At 69.6% G+C, this 17,755-nt stretch carries 13 protein-coding genes; 11 read left to right on the top strand and 2 right to left on the bottom strand.

The genetic code is table 11. The features are described 5' to 3' along the window. The first annotated feature begins 56 nt into the window (after positions 1–56). The 5 genes from nirB (at position 57) to pepF (ending at position 8,652) form a co-directional block, all read left to right on the top strand. Positions 57–2,501 carry a nitrite reductase large subunit NirB gene (nirB, locus tag ASC76_RS12610; protein ID WP_056467389.1) on the top strand — a complete coding sequence of 815 codons (2,445 nt, stop codon included), beginning with the start codon at positions 57–59 and terminating at the stop codon, positions 2,499–2,501. Positions 2,502–2,699: 198 nt separating this feature from the next. Beyond that, positions 2,700–3,068 (top strand): nitrite reductase small subunit NirD, encoded by a 369-nt coding sequence (nirD, locus tag ASC76_RS12605; protein ID WP_056466055.1) that lies wholly within the window; start codon positions 2,700–2,702, stop codon positions 3,066–3,068. Beyond that, the gene (locus ASC76_RS12600) at positions 3,065–5,845 is read left to right on the top strand and encodes a nitrate reductase (RefSeq protein WP_056466052.1); all 2,781 of its coding nucleotides are present in this window, start codon (positions 3,065–3,067) and stop codon (positions 5,843–5,845) included. The genes nirD and ASC76_RS12600 overlap by 4 nt, the downstream gene beginning before the upstream one ends. Continuing rightward, on the top strand, positions 5,842–6,606 hold the full coding sequence (gene cobA, locus ASC76_RS12595) for a uroporphyrinogen-III C-methyltransferase (RefSeq protein WP_056466049.1): 765 nt from the start codon (positions 5,842–5,844) through the stop codon (positions 6,604–6,606). Before ASC76_RS12600 ends, cobA begins: the two co-directional genes overlap by 4 nt. 126 nt (positions 6,607–6,732) lie before the next feature. Continuing rightward, positions 6,733–8,652 (top strand): oligoendopeptidase F, encoded by a 1,920-nt coding sequence (pepF, locus tag ASC76_RS12590; RefSeq protein WP_235580422.1) that lies wholly within the window; start codon positions 6,733–6,735, stop codon positions 8,650–8,652. On the opposite strand, the gene ASC76_RS12585 is transcribed toward pepF, so the two are convergent. Continuing rightward, positions 8,653–9,516: an amidohydrolase family protein gene (locus ASC76_RS12585; RefSeq protein ID WP_056466045.1), complete on the bottom strand. Its 864-nt coding sequence runs from the start codon at positions 9,514–9,516 to the stop codon at positions 8,653–8,655. A 39-nt stretch (positions 9,517–9,555) separates the two neighbouring features. Further along, a complete protein-coding gene (locus ASC76_RS12580; RefSeq protein WP_056466043.1) occupies positions 9,556–11,253 on the bottom strand; it encodes a tannase/feruloyl esterase family alpha/beta hydrolase in 1,698 nt (565 codons plus the stop codon). A gap of 150 nt (positions 11,254–11,403) precedes the next feature. Between ASC76_RS12580 and ASC76_RS12575 the strand changes: the two genes are divergently transcribed. The 6 genes from ASC76_RS12575 to ASC76_RS12550 all read left to right on the top strand — a co-directional run bounded on the left by ASC76_RS12575 (position 11,404) and on the right by ASC76_RS12550 (position 17,755). Further along, on the top strand, positions 11,404–12,213 hold the full coding sequence (locus ASC76_RS12575) for a crotonase/enoyl-CoA hydratase family protein (RefSeq protein WP_056466040.1): 810 nt from the start codon (positions 11,404–11,406) through the stop codon (positions 12,211–12,213). A gap of 8 nt (positions 12,214–12,221) precedes the next feature. After that, the gene (locus tag ASC76_RS12570) at positions 12,222–14,090 is read left to right on the top strand and encodes a feruloyl-CoA synthase (RefSeq protein WP_056466036.1); all 1,869 of its coding nucleotides are present in this window, start codon (positions 12,222–12,224) and stop codon (positions 14,088–14,090) included. Between the two features lie 17 nt (positions 14,091–14,107). Continuing rightward, a complete protein-coding gene (locus ASC76_RS12565) occupies positions 14,108–14,884 on the top strand; it encodes an SDR family NAD(P)-dependent oxidoreductase (RefSeq protein ID WP_056466033.1) in 777 nt (258 codons plus the stop codon). Between the two features lie 92 nt (positions 14,885–14,976). Continuing rightward, positions 14,977–15,411: a thioesterase family protein gene (locus tag ASC76_RS12560; protein WP_056466031.1), complete on the top strand. Its 435-nt coding sequence runs from the start codon at positions 14,977–14,979 to the stop codon at positions 15,409–15,411. Between the two features lie 34 nt (positions 15,412–15,445). Beyond that, complete coding sequence (locus ASC76_RS12555) at positions 15,446–16,588, top strand: ABC transporter substrate-binding protein (RefSeq protein ID WP_056466026.1); 1,143 nt, start codon at positions 15,446–15,448, stop codon at positions 16,586–16,588. A 126-nt stretch (positions 16,589–16,714) separates the two neighbouring features. After that, complete coding sequence (locus ASC76_RS12550) at positions 16,715–17,755, top strand: branched-chain amino acid ABC transporter permease (RefSeq protein ID WP_056466024.1); 1,041 nt, start codon at positions 16,715–16,717, stop codon at positions 17,753–17,755.

Genomic DNA, 17,755 nt, shown 5'->3' with positions numbered 1-17,755 from the left:
CGCGGAGTATCCGCGACGCGCCCGCACGTTCAATGAAATCCGGACCGGAGATGGCGATGAAGAAGATGAAACTGGTGATGGTGGGCAACGGCATGGCCGGTGTGCGCACGCTCGAGGAGCTGTTGAAGATCGCACCCGATCTGTACGACATCACCGTGTTCGGCGCCGAGCCACACCCGAACTACAACCGCATCCTGCTGAGCCCGGTGCTGGCCGGCGAGCAGACGCTCGACGAGATCGTGCTGAACCCGCTGAGCTGGTACGCCGACAACGGCATCACGCTGCACCTGGGCAAGAAGGTGGTCAGCGTGAACCGGCGCCAGCGCGTCGTGACGGCCGAGGACGGCACCACCGAGTCGTACGACCGGCTGCTGATCGCGACCGGCTCGAACCCGTTCATCCTGCCGGTGCCCGGCAAGGACCTGGAGGGCGTGATCGCGTACCGCGACATCGCCGACACCAACACGATGATCGAGACGGCGCGCACCCACCAGCACGCGGTCGTGATCGGCGGCGGCCTGCTCGGGCTGGAGGCCGCGAACGGGCTCATGCTGCGCGGCATGCAGGTGACCGTCGTCCACATCATGCCGTGGCTGATGGAGCGCCAGCTCGACGACGTGGCCGGCAAGATGCTGCAGAAGTCGCTGGAGGACCGCGGCCTGAAATTCATGATCGGCGCGCAGACCGATGCGCTGATCGGCGATGCCGACGACGGCCGTGGCGGCCGCGTGAAAGCGGTGCGCTTCAAGGACGGCACCGAGGTGCCCGCGGACCTGGTCGTGATGGCCGCCGGCATCCGGCCCAACGTGGAACTGGCCGAGAAGATCGGTCTCCATTGCAACCGCGGCATCGTCGTCACCGATACGATGCAGACGACCACCGACGCGCGCATCTATTCGGTCGGCGAATGCGCGGCGCACCGCGGCACCGCGTACGGCCTGGTCGCGCCGCTGTTCGAACAGGCCAAGGTCTGCGCGACGCACCTGGGCGAATTCGGCATCGGCCGCTACCTCGGCTCGCAGACCTCGACCAAGTTGAAGGTCACTGGCATCGACCTGTTCTCGGCCGGTGATTTCACCGGCGGCGAGGGCACCGAGGAGATCGTGCTGCGCGACCCGTACAGCAGCGTCTACAAGAAGCTGGTGGTGCGCGACGACATCCTGATCGGCGCCTGCCTGTACGGCGACACCGCCGACGGCTCGTGGTACTTCGACATGGTGCGCGAGAAGAAGAACGTCTCGGCGATCCGCGAGAGCCTGATGTTCGGCGAGGCCCACCTCGGCGACACCGGCCACGCCGGCAACAGCAAGGCCAGCTCGATGCCCGACAGCGCCGAGGTCTGCGGCTGCAACGGCGTGAAGAAGGGCACCATCATCAAGGCGATCCGCGAGCAGGGCCTGTTCACGCTCGACGAGGTCAAGAAGTGCACCAAGGCGAGCGCGTCGTGCGGTTCGTGCACGGGCCTCGTCGAGCAGATCCTGATGGCCACCGCCGGTGCCGGCTACTCGGCCGCGCCCAAGCTGAAGGCGGTGTGCGGCTGCACCGACGCCAACCACCAGCAGGTGCGCGACGCGATCCGCGACAACCACCTGCTGACCATTCCCGCGGTCTACGAGCAGCTCGGCTGGCGCACGCCGAACGGCTGCGCGAGCTGCCGCCCGGCGATCAACTACTACCTGATCAGCACCTGGCCGCACGAAGCGCTGGACGACCCGCAGTCGCGCTTCATCAACGAGCGCTCGCACGCCAACATCCAGAAGAACGGCACCTATTCGGTGGTGCCGCGGATGTGGGCCGGCGAGACCAATGCGTCCGAGCTGCGGCGCATCGCCGACGTGGTCGACAAGTACCAGATCCCGACCGTCAAGGTCACCGGCGGCCAGCGCATCGACCTGCTCGGCGTGAGGAAGGAAGACCTGCCCGCGGTCTGGAAGGACCTGGGCATGCCCTCGGGCCACGCCTACGGGAAGACGCTGCGCACCGTGAAGACCTGCGTCGGCAGCGAATGGTGCCGCTTCGGCACGCAGGACAGCACCCGGATGGGCAAGGAACTGGAGCGCGACCTGTGGCGCATGTATGCGCCGCACAAGGTCAAGCTCGCAGTCAGCGGCTGCCCGCGCAACTGCGCCGAATCGGGCATCAAGGACGTCGGCATCATCGGCGTCGACTCGGGTTGGGAGATGTACATCGCCGGCAACGGCGGCATCAAGACCGACGTGGCGCAGTTCTTCTGCAAGGTGCAGACGCATCAGCAGGTGCTCGATGTGTCGGCTGCCTTCTTGCAGCTGTATCGCGAGGAAGGGTGGTACTTGGAGCGGACCGTTCACTACGTCGCCCGGGTCGGGATCGATCATGTGAAGGCGAAGGTTCTGGACGATGCTGCCAATCAGGCGGCGTTGGCTGCTCGACTGCGTTTTTCGCTCGATGGGTTGCCGGATCCCTGGTTCGAGTTCGACAAGGCGTCTGTCGACGTGCGGCAGTTCGAGGCCTTGACGGTATGAGCGGCAAAGGCGCGCCCGGGTGGGCTGCGCAGCGCCGCGGAGGCGGTCGCCGCTGCGCGTCGACTGCTCTGCGCTGCCCCGAAGCGAGCACCGGAGCGGAGTCGCCACGCAGTGGCGACCGCCACCGAATGACCCCCTGCCGGGTGCCGCCTGCCGCGACGCGCGCACCGTCCGCACGATTGACCGAGGAGCACCAGCATGACCCAATGGAAGACGCTTTGCAAAGTTGAAGACATCCCCAAACTCGGCGCCCGTCGCGTCACGCGCAAGGAGGGCGGTGATGTCGCCGTCTTCCGCACCGCCGACGACAAGGTGTTCGCGCTGCTCGACAAGTGCCCGCACAAGGGCGGTCCGCTGTCGCAGGGCATCGTGTTCGGCGAGAGCGTCGCGTGCCCGCTGCACAACTGGACGATCGGGTTCCACGACGGGTGTGCCGCCGCGCCCGATGTGGGCTGCGTGCAGAAGTTCAGCGTCAAGGTCGAGGGCGGCACGGTGTCGCTCGACCTCGACGAATTGAACGCCGGCGCGGCCGCCAGTGCCACCGAACCCGTCAAGGCGCTGGCGTGAAGACCGAGACGCGCTCGACCTGCCCGTACTGCGGTGTGGGTTGTGGCGTGCTGATCGAGACCGAGGCCGGTGCGATCACCGGCGTGCGCGGCGATCCGGATCATCCCGCCAACTTCGGCCGGCTGTGCTCGAAGGGCAGCAACCTGCACCTGACCGCGACCGCCGCGGTGACGCTGCAGACGCGGCTGCTGCAACCGATGCAGCGCTTGCAGCGCCACGCGCCACCGCAGGCGATCGGCTGGGACGCGGCGCTCGATCTCGCCACCGAGCGCTTCGCGTCGGTGATCGAACAGCACGGCCCGGACGCGGTCGGCTTCTACATCTCGGGTCAGCTGCTGACCGAGGACTACTACGTCTTCAACAAGCTCGCGAAGGGCCTGATCGGCACCAACAACGTCGACACCAATTCGCGGCTGTGCATGAGCAGCGCGGTCGCCGGCTACAAGTTGACGCTCGGCGCCGACGCGCCGCCCGCCTGCTACGACGACCTGGCGCATGCCGCCACGCTGTTCATCGCCGGCTCGAACACCGCGTTCGCGCACCCGATCCTGTTCCGCCGCATCGAGGACGCGCGCGCCGCGAACCCGGCGCTGAAGATCGTCGTCGTCGACCCGCGCCGCACCGAGACCGCCGAGGCCGCCGACCTGCACCTGCAGATCCTGCCGGGCACCGATGTGGCGCTGTTCAACGGCATGCTGCACGTGATGCTGTGGGAGGGCTGGACCGATCAGGCCTACATCGCCGCGCACACCCAGGGCTTCGATGCGCTGAAGGCGCGCGTGCGCGACTTCGCGCCGAAGGACGTGGCCAAGCTCTGCGGCATCCGCGAGGCCGATCTGGTGCAGGCCGCGCGCTGGTTCGCGACGTCGACGCCGACCTTGTCGCTGTACTGCCAGGGGCTGAACCAGAGCCGCAGCGGCACGCTGAAGAATGCCGCGCTGATCAACCTGCACCTCGCGACCGGGCAGATCGGCAAGCCGGGTGCGGGGCCGTTCTCGCTGACCGGGCAGCCGAACGCGATGGGCGGGCGGGAGGTCGGCGGCCTGGCCAACCTGCTCAGCGCGCACCGCGACCTCGCGAACCCGGTACACCGCGCCGAGGTCGCGGCGCTGTGGGGCGTCGATGACGTGCCGGCCGCGCCGGGCAAGACGGCGGTCGAGATGTTCGAGGCGGTGGCCGACGGCCAGATCAAGGCGCTGTGGATCGCCTGCACCAACCCCGCGCAGTCGATGCCCGACCAGGCGATCGTGCGGCGCGCGCTGGAGCGCGCCGAGTTCGTCGTCGTGCAGGAGGCGTTCGCGACCACCGCGACCTGCGCGTTCGCCGACCTGCTGCTGCCCGCGACCACCTGGGGCGAGAAGGACGGGACCGTGACCAACAGCGAGCGCCGCATCAGCCGCGTGCGACCGGCCGTCGCGGCGCCGGGCGAGACGCGCGAGGACTGGGCGATCGCGACCGCATTCGCGCAGCGGCTCGAGGCGCGGCTGCGCCCCGGGCGCGCTGCGCTGTTCCCGTATGCCGACGCGCAATCGGTCTGGAACGAGCACCGCGAATCCACCCGCGGGCGCGACCTCGACATCACGGGCCTGAGCTACGCGCAGCTCGACGCCGCGCCGGCGCAGTGGCCGTGGCCGGAGGGCGCGAGCGCGGGTCGCGCGCGGCTGTACGAGGACGGCGTCTTCCCGACCGCCGACGGCCGCGCGGCTTTCGCCGACACGCCGTTCGAGCCGGTCGCCGAGCCGCGCGATGCGCGCTACCCGTTCGCGCTCAACACTGGCCGGCTGCGGGACCAGTGGCACGGCATGAGCCGCACCGGCACGCAGGGTCGGCTGTTCGGCCATGTGCCCGAGCCGGTCGTCGAGATGAACGCGCAGGACATGGCGCGGCTCTCGCTCGTGGACGGCGACCTGGTGCGCCTCACGTCGCGCCGCGGTGAACTGGTGATCCCCGCGCAGGCCAGTGCCCAGCAGGCCCCAGCGCAGGTCTTCGTCGCGATGCATTGGGGCGAGGAGTTCCTGTCGGGCGCGTCGGCGACCGGCGTCACGCTGGCCGGAGTGAACGGCTTGACCACGTCCGCGTTCTGCCCGAAATCGAAGCAACCGGAGTTGAAGAACGCCGCGGTCAAGGTCGCGAAGGCCGAGCTGCCGTGGCGGCTGCTCGCGCTGGCGTGGCTGCCGATCGACGCGGCGCTGGCCGCGCGCGAGGCGCTGCGTCCGCTGCTGGCCGCGTTCGGCTTCGCCGCGCTGGTGCCGTTCGGCCGAGAGCGCAGCGGCGTGCTGCTGCGGGCCGCCGCCGCCACCGCACCACCCCCCGACCTGCTGCTGAAGATCGAGGCCGACCTCGGCCTCGGCGCGGTGGGCGTGCTGCACTACGCCGACGTGCGCCGCGGCCAGCGCCGCACGATGCGGCTGCTCGGCGAGGGCGACGCAATGCGGCTCGACGGTTTCCTGCTCGCCGGCGACATCGCCGCCGAAGCCTGGGTCCGTCCCCTGTTGCAGGACGACCTGCCGGCGCAGGCTTACGGCCGTGCGCTGCTGATGCCGGGCGCCAAGGCGCCGGTCGCGCTCGCGCCGCGCGGGCGCCAGGTCTGCAGTTGCTTCGATGTGAGCGAGCCGCGGATCGTCGCGACCCTCGCCACGCTGGCCGGCCCGCCCGACGCGCAGCTCGACCAATTGCAGCGCAGGCTGAAGTGCGGCACCAACTGCGGCTCGTGCCTGCCCGAATTGCGCCGCCTCGTCCGCGCCCACGCGCCGATTCCCGTCCAGGAGACCCCATGACCCCTTCGCTGCCCACCGTCCACCTCGTCGGCGCCGGCCCCGGCGATCCCGAGCTGCTGACCGTCAAGGCGATCCGCGCGATCCGCCAGGCCACCGTGCTGCTGGTCGACGACCTGGTCGGCGACGGCGTGCTGCGCTATGCGCGGCGCGGCGCCCGCATCGTCCACGTCGGCAAGCGGGGCGGCTGCGCGAGCACGCCGCAGGCCTTCATCGAGCGGCTGATGGCGGCCGAGGCGCTGGCCGGCGAGCGGGTGGTGCGGCTGAAGGGCGGCGACCCGTTCGTGTTCGGCCGCGGCGGCGAGGAGGCGGCGCACCTGCGTGCGCTCGGGCTGCAGGTCGAGGTCGTCAACGGCATCACCGCGGGGCTGGCGGCGGCCACCTCGATCGGCGTGCCGTTGACCCACCGCGCGCACGCCCACGGCGTCATCTTCGTCACCGGCCACGCCCGCGGCGACGCCGACCAACTCGACTGGCCGACGCTGGCCCGCGCCGCCGCGCAGGGCCTGACCCTGGTGATCTACATGGGCATCTCGACGATCGAGTCGCTGCAGGCCGGCCTGCTGCAGGGCTTGTCCGACGCGACGCCGGTCGCGATCGTCCAGCACGCGAGCCTGCCGCAGCAGCGCGACGCGCGCTGCACGCTGGCGGACCTGGCGCGCACCGTGGCGCGCGAGCAGCTCGGCAGCCCGGCGATCGTGATCGTCGGCGACGTGGCGGCCGCGCTCGGCGCGATCGCCGCGCCGGCGCGGCGCGCCGCCTGAGCAGATCGCCTCGCGTCGACCGCGGGCGACGCCTGCGGCAAGATCCGATTGACCCGTGGCGGTGTCCCGGGCGAGACTGCGCGCCTTCTCGTTCCCTCGCGCGCGCCACCGGCCGCCCTGTCTCCGATGACCCTCCGCCCCCGCTTCGAGCGCCTGTTGTGCGCCACCGCCACCATGATCGCCGTCTCCAGCACCACCCCTTTGGCCAGCGCGGCCAGCGAGCGCCCCAGCACCCGCGTGCGTTCCGAAATCCCGGCCGAGTTCCGCTGGGACTTCAGCGCCATCTACCCCGACTGGGCCGCTTGGGAGGCCGACATGCTGCGCATCGACACGATGATGAGCGGCTTCGGGCAGCTGAAGGGGACGCTGAAGAACGGCGCCGATGCGCTGGTCAAGGCGCACCAGCAGTTCGACGAGATCGGCAAGCTGCAGTACCGCCTGTACCGCTACCCGCAGCTGCAGCGTGATGTCGACGGCACCGACCAGGCGATCGCCGGGCGCTTCCAGCGCGTGATGGCGCTGTTCGCGAAGTTCGAGGCTGCCACCGCCTGGTTCCAGCCCGAGCTGCTGGCGCTGCCCGAGGCGGACGTGAAGGCGTGGATCGCCCGCACGCCGGCGCTCGCGCCGTACGCGTTCGGCATCACCGACAGTTTCCGCAAGCAGCGCCACGTGCTCGACGCCGCGGGCGAACGCCTGCTCGCGCTGGCCCGGCCTGCGGGCCGCGCCAGCGTCAGCACCTACGAGGAGCTGAGCACCACCGACATCAAGTTCCCGACGATCACGACCAGCGATGGCCGCAGCGTCACGCTGAGCCCGGGCAACTACAGCGCGCTGCTCGAGGGCAACCCGAACCAGGCCGACCGCGCCAAGGCGGCCGCCGCGCACCTCGCCACCTACGGCGCGCAGGCCAACACCTACGGCGCGATCTACGCCGGCATCCTGCAGCGCGACTGGTTCAACGCGCAGGCGCGCCAGTTCCCGACCACGCTCGACGCCGCGCTGAACGACAACAACGTGCCCCGCAGCGTCGTCGAGACGCTGATCGAGGCGACCCGCGCCGGCACCGCGCCGCTGCGGCGCTACGTCAAGCTGCGCCAGAAGCTGCTGGGTCTCGCCGACTACCACCTCTACGACGGCTCCAGGCCCTTGTTCGCCAGTACGCAGACCTACCCGTATGCACGCGCGAGCGCGCTCGCGCTGGAGGCGGTCGCGCCGCTCGGCGACGACTACGTGCAGCGCTACCGGAAATTCGTCGGCGGCGGCCGCATCGACGTCTACGAGAACGACGGCAAGCGCAGCGGCGCGTACAGCGCCGGCGTCTACGGCGTCGGCCCGTACCAGCTGCTCAACCACAACGACACGCTGTCCTCCGCGTTCACGCTCGCGCACGAGGGCGGCCATGCGATGCACACGGTGCTGTCGTACGAGAACCAGCCGTTCAGCACCGCGAGCTACACGATCTTCGTCGCCGAGGTGGCTTCGACCACCAACGAGCGCTTCCTGCTCGAGACGCTGCTGAAGAAGACCGACGACCCGAAGGAGCGCTTCCTGCTGCTGCAGCACGCGGTCGACAGCATCGTCGGCACCTTCTACACGCAGGTGCTGTTCGCCGACTTCGAGCTGCAGGCGCACCAACTGGTCGAGAAAGGCCAGCCGGTCACGACCGAGGTGCTGAACCAGCTCTACGCCGGGCTGCTGAAGACCTACTACGGCGATTCGCTGACGGTCGACGACTTCTACAAATGGACCTGGGCGCGCATCCCGCACTTCTACCGCTCGCCGTACTACGTCTACCAGTACGCGACCTGCTTCGCCTCGTCGGCGCAGCTGTTCAGGCAGATGACGACCGGCAGCGACGCCTCGAAGAAGGCCGCGACCGAGCGCTACCTGACGCTGCTCAAGAGCGGCGGCAACGACCACCCGATGGCGCAGCTCCAGAAGGCCGGCGTCGACCTGACCCAGCGCGCCACCGTGCAGGCGGTGGTGGATCAGCTCGACGCACTGGTGTCGCAGATGGAGATCGAGGCGGCGAAGATCGCGCGCTGATCAGGCCAGCTTCAGCAGCCGCTTCGCGTTCTCCTTCAGGATCAGCGGGCGCACCTCGTCCTTGAAGCCGACCTCGGCGAAGTCCTTCATCCAGCGGTCGGGGGTGATCAGCGGGAAGTCGCTGCCGAACAGGATGCGGTCCTTCAGTTGCGTGTTGGCGTACTGGATCAGCTGCGGGGGAAAGTACTTCGGGCTCCAGCCCGAGAGGTCGATCCAGATGTTCGGCTTGTGCACCGCGAGCGACAGCGCCTCGTCCTGCCACGGCCAGCTCGGGTGGGCGACGACGATCTCCATGTCGGGGAAGTCGATCGCCACGTCCTCGAGCAGCATCGGGTTGCTGTTCTGCAGCCGCAGCCCGCCGCCGCAGCGCATGCCCGAGCCGATGCCCGAGTGGCCGCTGTGGAAGATCGCCGGCAGCTTGTATTCGGCAATCACCTCGTACAGCGGCCAGGCCATCTTGTCGTAGGGCAGGAAGCCCTGCACGGTCGGGTGGAACTTGAAGCCCTTGACGCCGTGCTCCTCGATCAGCTTGCGGGCCTCGCGCGCGCCCATCTTGCCCTTGTGCGGGTCGATGCTGCCGAACGCGATCATGATGTCGCTGTTGGCCATCGCGGCCTCGGCGATCTCTTCGTTCGGGATGCGTCGGCGGCCCATCTGGGTCTCGGCGTCGACCGTGAACATCACGAAGCCGATCTTCTTCTCGCGGTAGAACGCGAGCGATTCGGCCATCGTCGGCCGCTTGCTGGAGCGGAAGTACTTGTCCGCGGCGCGGTCGTACTCCTCGCCGTAGTTGTCGAACGGGTTCCAGCAGCTCACCTCGAGGTGGGTGTGGGTGTCGATCGCGATCAGGTTGGCGTGGTCCATCGGCGCGCTCCTCGCAGCAAGGTCAAGGGGTCCAGGGTGTCACTGGCAGCTGAAGCTGTCGGCGAGCTCGATGCTACCCGTGCCCTTGTAGCGCGCCACCTTGGGGTAGGGGCATAGCGGGCGGGTGCGGTTGGCCGCCCAGGTCGACGGGACGTCCGGGTTCACGCCGGCGGCATTGCCGGCTCCGCGCGCTTGCGCGACGACGCTCTCCGGCGCGACGCCGTTCTCGACCCACGCCACCAGCGGCGTCAGCATGTCGAACTGGTCGGTGGCCGGGCCGGCCGAGCAGTGCGTCATGCCGGGCACGCGGTAGAAGCGCGCGAAGTCGCTGGCGTCGCCGCCGTTCTCGGTGCGCAGCGCCTCGTACCAGGCGGTGGTGTCGTCGCTCGAGAAGATCGGGTCGCTGGTGCCGTGGTAGACCATCATCTTGGCGCCGCGGTTCTTCAGCGTGCCGAGCTGGGTCGGGTTCGGCGCGGTCATGAACGACAGCGCGTTCTCGGGGTACGTGGCGCTGGTGGCCTGGATCTTGGCGAGCAGCGTGTCAATGTTCGACGTCGCCGCGAAGGTCGTGCCGCTGAAGCCGGTCGGGCTCTCGGGCGGCACCTGCCAGATGTAGGCGATCGCGCTCGCGTCACGCTGCCATGGCGCGGTCCAGTACCAGGTCGTGGTGTTGCCGCCGGCCACGCCGGTGTCGTACGGCCAGCTCGCGTAGAACTTGGTGCCGGCGCCGTTGGTGACGCCGGAGAAGCGCTTGGCGATGACCGTCTTCTGCGCGGCCGAGAGGCAGGTGCCGTCGCGGGCGCCGGTGCAGGTCGGCACATCGCGTTCGAGGTTGAAGGCGGCCTGGCAGGCGGTGGTGTCCTGCACCAGGCCGTCGGCGCTGCCGTCGAGCGCGTCGCACTTGGCGAGCACGGCGTTCGCGACCAGCGTGCGCTCGGCGGGCGTGTACGCGGTCGAGACATCGGCCGGGTTGCTGGCGACGGTCAGGTATGACTGGTAGGCGGCGACGTTCGCGACCGCGGCCAGCGGCAGCCGCGCGCCCGGGTCGCCGACCAGGTAGCCGTCGTATTCCTCCGGCTGGCGCGAGGCCGCGACCAGCGTGTGGCGCCCGCCGTTCGAGCAGCCGCCGAAGTAGGAGCGGTCCGGGCCCTTGCCGTAGGCGGTCTTGATCGCGGCCTTGGCCATCGGCGTCAGCGTGGCGGCCGCCGTGTAGCCGTAGTCGAGCCGGGCCTGCGGGTCGATGCCGAAGGTCGGGTTCTGCGCGCTCGAGTGGCCGGCGTCGGAACTGATCACCGCGAAGCCCTGGTTCAGTGCGTGGGTCAGCGCGAAGCCGCCGTTGACGCCGCCGGTCGCAGTCGCGACGCTGCCGTCGGTGCCGCCGTTGGCCTGGTAGAAGAAGCGCCCGTTCCAGGCGTTCGGCAGGCGCATCTCGAAGCCGATCGCATAGGCCTGGCCGTCGACCGCGCTGGTGCGCTGGTTCATCTTGCCAACGACCTGGCAGTGCGCCGGCACCGGTGTGCCGGCGACTGTCAGCGTGCCGGCGGCGATCGCGTTCGCGGCGGTGATGGTGGTGTTCGTGAACGACAGGCGCGTCATCAGGGTCGTGCAGGTTCCGAGGGTGGCCCCGGTGGCGGCGCTCAGTTGAGGCAGCGCATCATCGGCGCGACCGCCGCATGCGGTCAGCGTGACCAGCAGGCCGGCCACGCCGGCCGAGAGAACGAGGGAAGGACGGGTCATCGGAGTCTCCGGGTGAGGTGGGGCATCGACTCGCTCTTCGGCGATTAGTTAAATTTAATAACTAAAAGCGCCCGCGGCAAATCCGGGTAAATCCTCATCATGCGCGGGCTGAAGTGATTAATACTTTTAATCATTCTGAAAGGATGAGGGATGACTGCCACGTTCTCCGCCGCGACCGGCCTGCTGGCCGGGCTCGACCTGTTGCGCATCGAGCAGCGCGACGCCACGCTGCACATCCGCCTGAACCGCCCGGCCAAGCGCAACGCGATCAACGACGCGCTCGTCGCGCAGCTGCACACCGCCTTCGTCAACCTGCCGGAGAGCGCGCGCGTGGTCGTGCTCAGCGGCGAGGGCGATCACTTCTGCGCCGGGCTCGACCTGTCGGAGCTGGGTGAACGCAGCGTCGCCGAGGGCATCGTGCATTCGCGCTCGTGGCATGCGGCGTTCGAGCAGATCCAGTTCGCGCGGGTGCCGGTGATCGCGGTGCTGCACGGCGCGGTGGTCGGCGGCGGGCTGGAGCTGGCGAGTGCCGCGCACATCCGCGTCGCCGAGGCGAGCACGTTCTACGGGCTGCCCGAGGGCCAGCGCGGCCTGTTCGTCGGCGGCGGCGGTTCGGCCCGGGTGCCGCGCCTGGTCGGCGCCGCGCGCATGGCCGACATGATGCTGACCGGTCGCGTCTACGACGCCGACGAGGGCCTGCGCATCGGCTTCTCGCAGTACGTGGTCGAGGCCGGCCAGGGCTTGGAGAAGGCGCTGGCGCTGGCCGACAAGGTCGCGGCGAATGCGCCGCTGTCCAACTTCGCGGTCGTGCAGGCGCTGCCGCGCATCGCCGACATGAGCCGCGAGGACGGCCTGTTCACCGAGTCGCTGATGGCCGCGATCGCGCAGGGCGACGACGCCGCGAAGGGGCGGATGCGCGCGTTCCTCGACGGCAAGGCCGGCAAGGTCGCCAAGAGCTGAGCGTCGCGATGAATACCGCCATGCCCCGCTACCGCGCCGTGCCGATGGGCGGCTCGCTGGCCGCGCGCTTCGAGGCGCGCGCCGACGGCAGCCAGATCGTCACCTCGACCGAACCGCTGCAGCCCTACGCGGCGCGCCTGACCGACCGCTTCCTGCACTGGGCGCAGACGACACCCGAGCGCACCCTGGTCGCCAAGCGCGTCCTCAACGAGGACGGCACGCGCGGCGACTGGCGCCGCGTCAGCTACGCCGAGGCGCTGACCGGTGCGCGCTCGATCGCGCAGGTGCTGCTCGACCACGGGCTGAGCGCCGAGCGGCCGCTGGCGATCCTGTCGGACAACGACATCGAGCAGCTGCTGCTCGGCCTGGGCGCCATGCTGGCCGGCGTGCCGTTCGCGCCGATCTCGGCCGCGTACTCGCTGCTGTCGCAGGACCACTCGAAACTGCGCCACATCGTCGGCACGCTGACGCCGGGCATGGTGTTCGCGGCCGATGGCGGCGCGTTCGCGAAGGCGATCGCCGCGGTCGTGCCGGCCGAGGTGCCGGTGGTGCTGACGCGCGGCGCGATCGACGGGCGCCGCACGCTCGCGTTCGCCGACCTGCTCGCGACCCGCGCCACGCCGCAGGTCGACGCGGCGCACGCGCAGGTCGGCCCCGACACGATCGCGAAGTTCCTGTTCACCTCGGGCTCGACCAAGCTGCCCAAGGGCGTGATCAACACCCAGCGCATGCTGTGCAGCAACCAGCAGATGATCCGCCAGTGCTTCACGCAGCTGCAGGACGAACCGCCGGTGCTGGTCGACTGGCTGCCCTGGAACCACACCTTCGGCGGCAACCACAACGTCGGCATCACGGTCTACAACGGCGGCACGCTGTACATCGACGACGGCAAGCCGACCCCGGCGCTGATCGGCGAGACGCTGCGCAACCTGCGCGAGATCGCGCCGACGATGTACTTCAACGTGCCCAAGGGTTTCGAGGAGATCGCCAACGCGCTCGACGACGATGCGCAGTTGCGTCAAACGCTGTTCAGCCGCGTGAAGATGTTCTTCTTCGCCGGCGCCGGCCTCGCGCAGCCGGTCTGGGACAAGCTCGACCGCATCGCCGAGCAGCATGCCGGCGAGCGCATCCGCATGCTCACCGGCCTGGGCATGACCGAGACCGCGCCGTTCGCGGTGTGTGCCAACGCGCACGAGGTCAAGTCAGCCCACATCGGGCTGCCGGCGCCGGGAGTCGAGCTCAAGCTCGTGCCGAGCGGCGACAAGGTCGAACTGCGCTACCGCGGACCGAACGTCACGCCGGGCTACTGGCGCGCGCCCGAGCAGACGGCGGAGTCGTTCGACGACGAGGGCTTCTACTGCAGCGGCGATGCCGTCAAGCCGATGGACGCGGCGCTGCCCGAGAAAGGCTTCATGTTCGACGGCCGCATCGCCGAGGACTTCAAGCTCGCGACCGGCACCTTCGTCTCGGTCGGCCCGCTGCGCGCGAAGATCATCGCCGCCGGCGACCCGTGCGTGCAGGACGTGGTGGTCGCGGGCATCAACCGCAACGAGCTCGGCATCCTGATCTTCCCGCGCCTCGACGCCTGCCGCGCGCTGGCCGGCGCCGCGCCGTCGCTGCCGGCCGTGCAACTGCTTGCCGAGCCGCCGCTGCGCGAGTTCTTCCAGCAACTGGTCGACAACCTGTGGGCCAGCGGCACCGGCAGCGCGACCCGCGTCGCACGCGCGCTGGTGCTGGCCGAGCCGCCGAGCATCGACCGTGGCGAGGTCACCGACAAGGGCTCGATCAACCAGCGCGCGGTGCTGGCGCACCGGGCCGACCTGGTCGAGCAGCTCTATGCCGACGATGGCGCCGGCGTGATCCTGCCGCGCCGCTGACTTTCAGGGAACACGACATGAACATCCACGGACTAGCCGCGCTCGTCACCGGCGGCGCCTCGGGCCTGGGCGCGCAGACTGCGCGCGAACTCGCGAAGCGCGGCGCCAAAGTGGCGGTGCTCGACCGCAACGGCGCCGGCGCGCAGGCGCTGGCCGCCGAGATCGGCGCGAATGGGCAAGCGATAGGCATCGAGTGCGACATCACCTCGACCGTCAGCGTGCTGGCCGCGCTCGCCGCGGCGCGCGCCGCACACGGCCCGGCGCGGCTGCTGATGAACGTCGCCGGCATCGGCACCGCGAAGCGCCTGATCGGCAAGGACGGCACGCCGATGCCGCTCGAGGACTTCGAGCGCGTCGTCAGGATCAACCTGGTCGGCACGTTCAACATGACGCGCCTGGCCGTCGCCGAGATGGTCAAGCTCGAGCCGCTGGAAGACGGCGAGCGCGGCGTGGTCGTCAACACCGCGTCGGTCGCCGCGTTCGACGGCCAGGTGGGGCAGGAGGCGTATGCCGCGTCGAAGGGCGGCGTCGTCGCGCTGACGCTGCCGCTGGCGCGCGACCTGGCGCAGTTCGGCGTGCGCGTCTGCACGATCGCGCCGGGGCTGTTCCTGACGCCGCTGATGGCCGAGCTGCCGCTGCCGGTGCAGGAGTCGCTCGCCGCGAGCATCCCGTTCCCGAAGCGGCTGGGCAAACCCGAAGAGTTCGCGCACCTGTGCGCCGCTATCGTCGAGAACATGTCGCTGAACGGCGAGGTGATCCGCCTCGATGGCGCGCTGCGCATGGCGCCGCGCTAGAAATGTCGGCCCCCACGTCGCTTCGCTCCTGCCCCCCGAGGGGGCGCTCGGCCGCCTTGGGGCGGCCCGGCGCCGGCCGAGGACCTCATTAGATGACGCGCACCACCACCTACTCCGTCGACGTGACCTTCGGCGATTGCGATCCCGCGGGGATCGTGTTCTTCCCGAACTTCTCGCGCTGGATGGACACCGCTTCGCTGTCGTTCTTCATGCAGTGCGGCGTGCCGCCGTGGCGCGAGCTCGAGAAGACGCGCGGCATCGTCGGCACGCCGCTGCTCGAGATCAACACCAAGTTCGTCAAGTCCGCGACCTACGGCGAACGCCTGATCGTCGCGACCCACGTCGAGGAGTGGCGCGCCAAGGTCGTCGTGCAGATGCACCGCATCACGCGCGCCCGGCCTGATGGCGGCGTCGACCTGATCTGCGAGGGCCGCGAGGTGCGCGCCTTCGTCAAGCGCGACGAGCACGACCGCGACCGGCTGCGCGCGATCCCCGTGCCCGAAGACATCCGCCTGCTTTGTTCCTAGCGCTGTTCTGACAACGACCCCACCGGAGACCCGCATGAAGAAGATCCACCTGCTCGCCGCCTCGATCGCCGTCGCCTTCGCCGGCGCGGCCCATGCCGACATCACGATCGGCGTCAGCATCTCGCTGACCGGCCCGACCTCGGCGCTCGGCATCCCGACCAAGAACGGCATCGAGCTGTGGCCGAAGTCGATCGCCGGCGAGAAGCTCAACGTGATCGTGCTCGACGACGCGACCGACCCGACGCTGGCCGTCAAGAACACCCGCCGCTTCATCACCGAGGACCATGTCGACGTCATCGTCGGCTCGGTCGCCACGCCGGTGGCCGCGGCGATGGCCGATGTCGCCGCCGAAGGCCAGACGGTGCAGCTGATGCTGTCGCCGGTGAACCTGCCGGAAGGCAAGGGCGGCTGGTCGTTCCGCATGCCGCAGTCGACCGCGGTGATGGCGATCCCGATCGTCGACTACTGGAAGCGCACCGGCGTCAAGACCTACGGCTTCCTCGGTTATGCCGACGCCTACGGCGAAGCCTGGCTGAAGGACATCCAGGCCGCCGCCGACAAGGCCGGCATCAAGCTGATCGCGACCGAGCGCTTCGCGCGCTCGGACACCAGCGTGACCGGGCAGGCGCTGAAACTGGTCACGGCGAACCCGGACGCGATCCTGGTCGCGGCCTCGGGCAGCGGCGCGGCAATGCCGCACAAGGGCTTGGTCGAGCGCGGCTACGCGAAGACCAAGATCTTCCAGACCCACGGCGCTGCATCGCGCGACCTGATCCGCATCGGCGGCGCCGATGTCGAAGGCTCGTTCGTCTCGTCCGGCCCGGCCGTGGTGCCCTACCTGCTGCCGGACAGCAATGCCAGCAAGGCGATCGCGACCAAGTACGTCGCCGACTACGAGAAGGCGTTCGGCAAGGGCAACGCCAACCAGTTCGCGGCGCATGCGTACGACGTCGTCGTCGTGCTCGAGAAAGCGGTGCCGCTGGCGCTGAAGAAGGCCAAGCCGGGCACCAAGGAGTTCCGCGCGGCGTTGAAGGATGCGCTCGAGACGATGGGCCGCACACCGGTGTCCCAGGGCGTCCTGAACTACACCGCGGCCGACCATTTCGGCTACACGCCCGAGACCGGCGTGCTGCTGACGATCGGCGGCGGCGAGTGGAAGCTGGCGCCGACCAAGTGATCGTCTAGGGTTTCTCCGGAGAGTCCGGCGCGTCGCCGGCTCTCGGTCCGCTTGTATGATCCCCGGCTGTCTCGACCGACCGGTCGGTCGAACAAACCCGCTTCGTCATTCCAGCCTGCGCCGCTCATGGACTTCTCGATTGCCAGCATCCTGATGCTCGACGGCGCGACGAACGGCGCGATCTACGCGCTGCTCGGGCTGGCGACCGTCCTGGTGTTCGCGATCACGCGGGTGATCTTCATCCCGCAGGGCGAATTCGTGGCCTATGGGGCGCTGACGCTGGCGCTGCTGCAGATGGGCAAGGTGCCCGGCACGGTCTGGCTGCTGGTGGTGATGGCGGCGATCGCGACCGCGCTCGACCTGGTGGCTGCGCTGAAGCGCGGCGTACCGTTCGGGGCGGCACTGATGAAAGCGGGTCGCTGGCTGATCGCGCCGGTGATCGTCGCGGCAGTCACCTGGTGGGCCGCCCCGCTGAAGCTGCCGCTGCTGTTCCAGAGCTTGCTGACGCTGGCGATCGTCACGCCGCTCGGCCCGCTGGTCTACCGCCTCGCCTACGAGAAGCTCGCCGACGCGACCGTGCTGGTGCTGCTGATCGTCTCGGTCGGCACCCACTTCGCGCTGACCGGCCTGGGCCTGGTGTTCTTCGGCGCCGAGGGCTTCCGCAACCCGAGCTTCTGGGACGCGCGCTTCTCGGCCGGCGCGCTCGCGCTGTCGGGCCAGGCGGTGATCATCTTCATGGTCTCGATCGCGCTGATCCTGATGCTGTACCTGTTCTTCGAGCGCACGCTGCGCGGCAAGGCGCTGCGCGCCACGGCGGTCAACCGGCTCGGCGCGCGCCTGATGGGCATCTCCACCACCGGCGCCGGGCGCCTGAGCTTCGGCCTGGCTGCATTCATGGGCGCGCTGTCGGGCCTGCTGATCGGGCCGACGACGACGCTGTTCTACGACTCGGGCTTCCTGATCGGCCTGAAGGGCTTCGTCGCCGCGATCTTTGGCGGCCTGGCGAGTTACCCGGCCGCGGCGGTCGGCGCACTGTTCGTCGGCCTGCTCGAGAGTTTCGGCTCGTTCTACGCGAGTGCGTTCAAGGAGGTGATCGTGTTCACCGTGATCATCCCCGTGCTGCTGTGGCGCTCGTTCCAGCACGGCCATGACGACGAAGAGGAATGA

This window comes from Rhizobacter sp. Root404, assembly GCF_001425865.1.
Classification (GTDB): Bacteria; Pseudomonadota; Gammaproteobacteria; order Burkholderiales; family Burkholderiaceae_C; genus LMDS01.
Note: the sequence above shows the minus strand (reverse complement) of the source record. Positions and strands in the feature narration are given on the sequence as shown.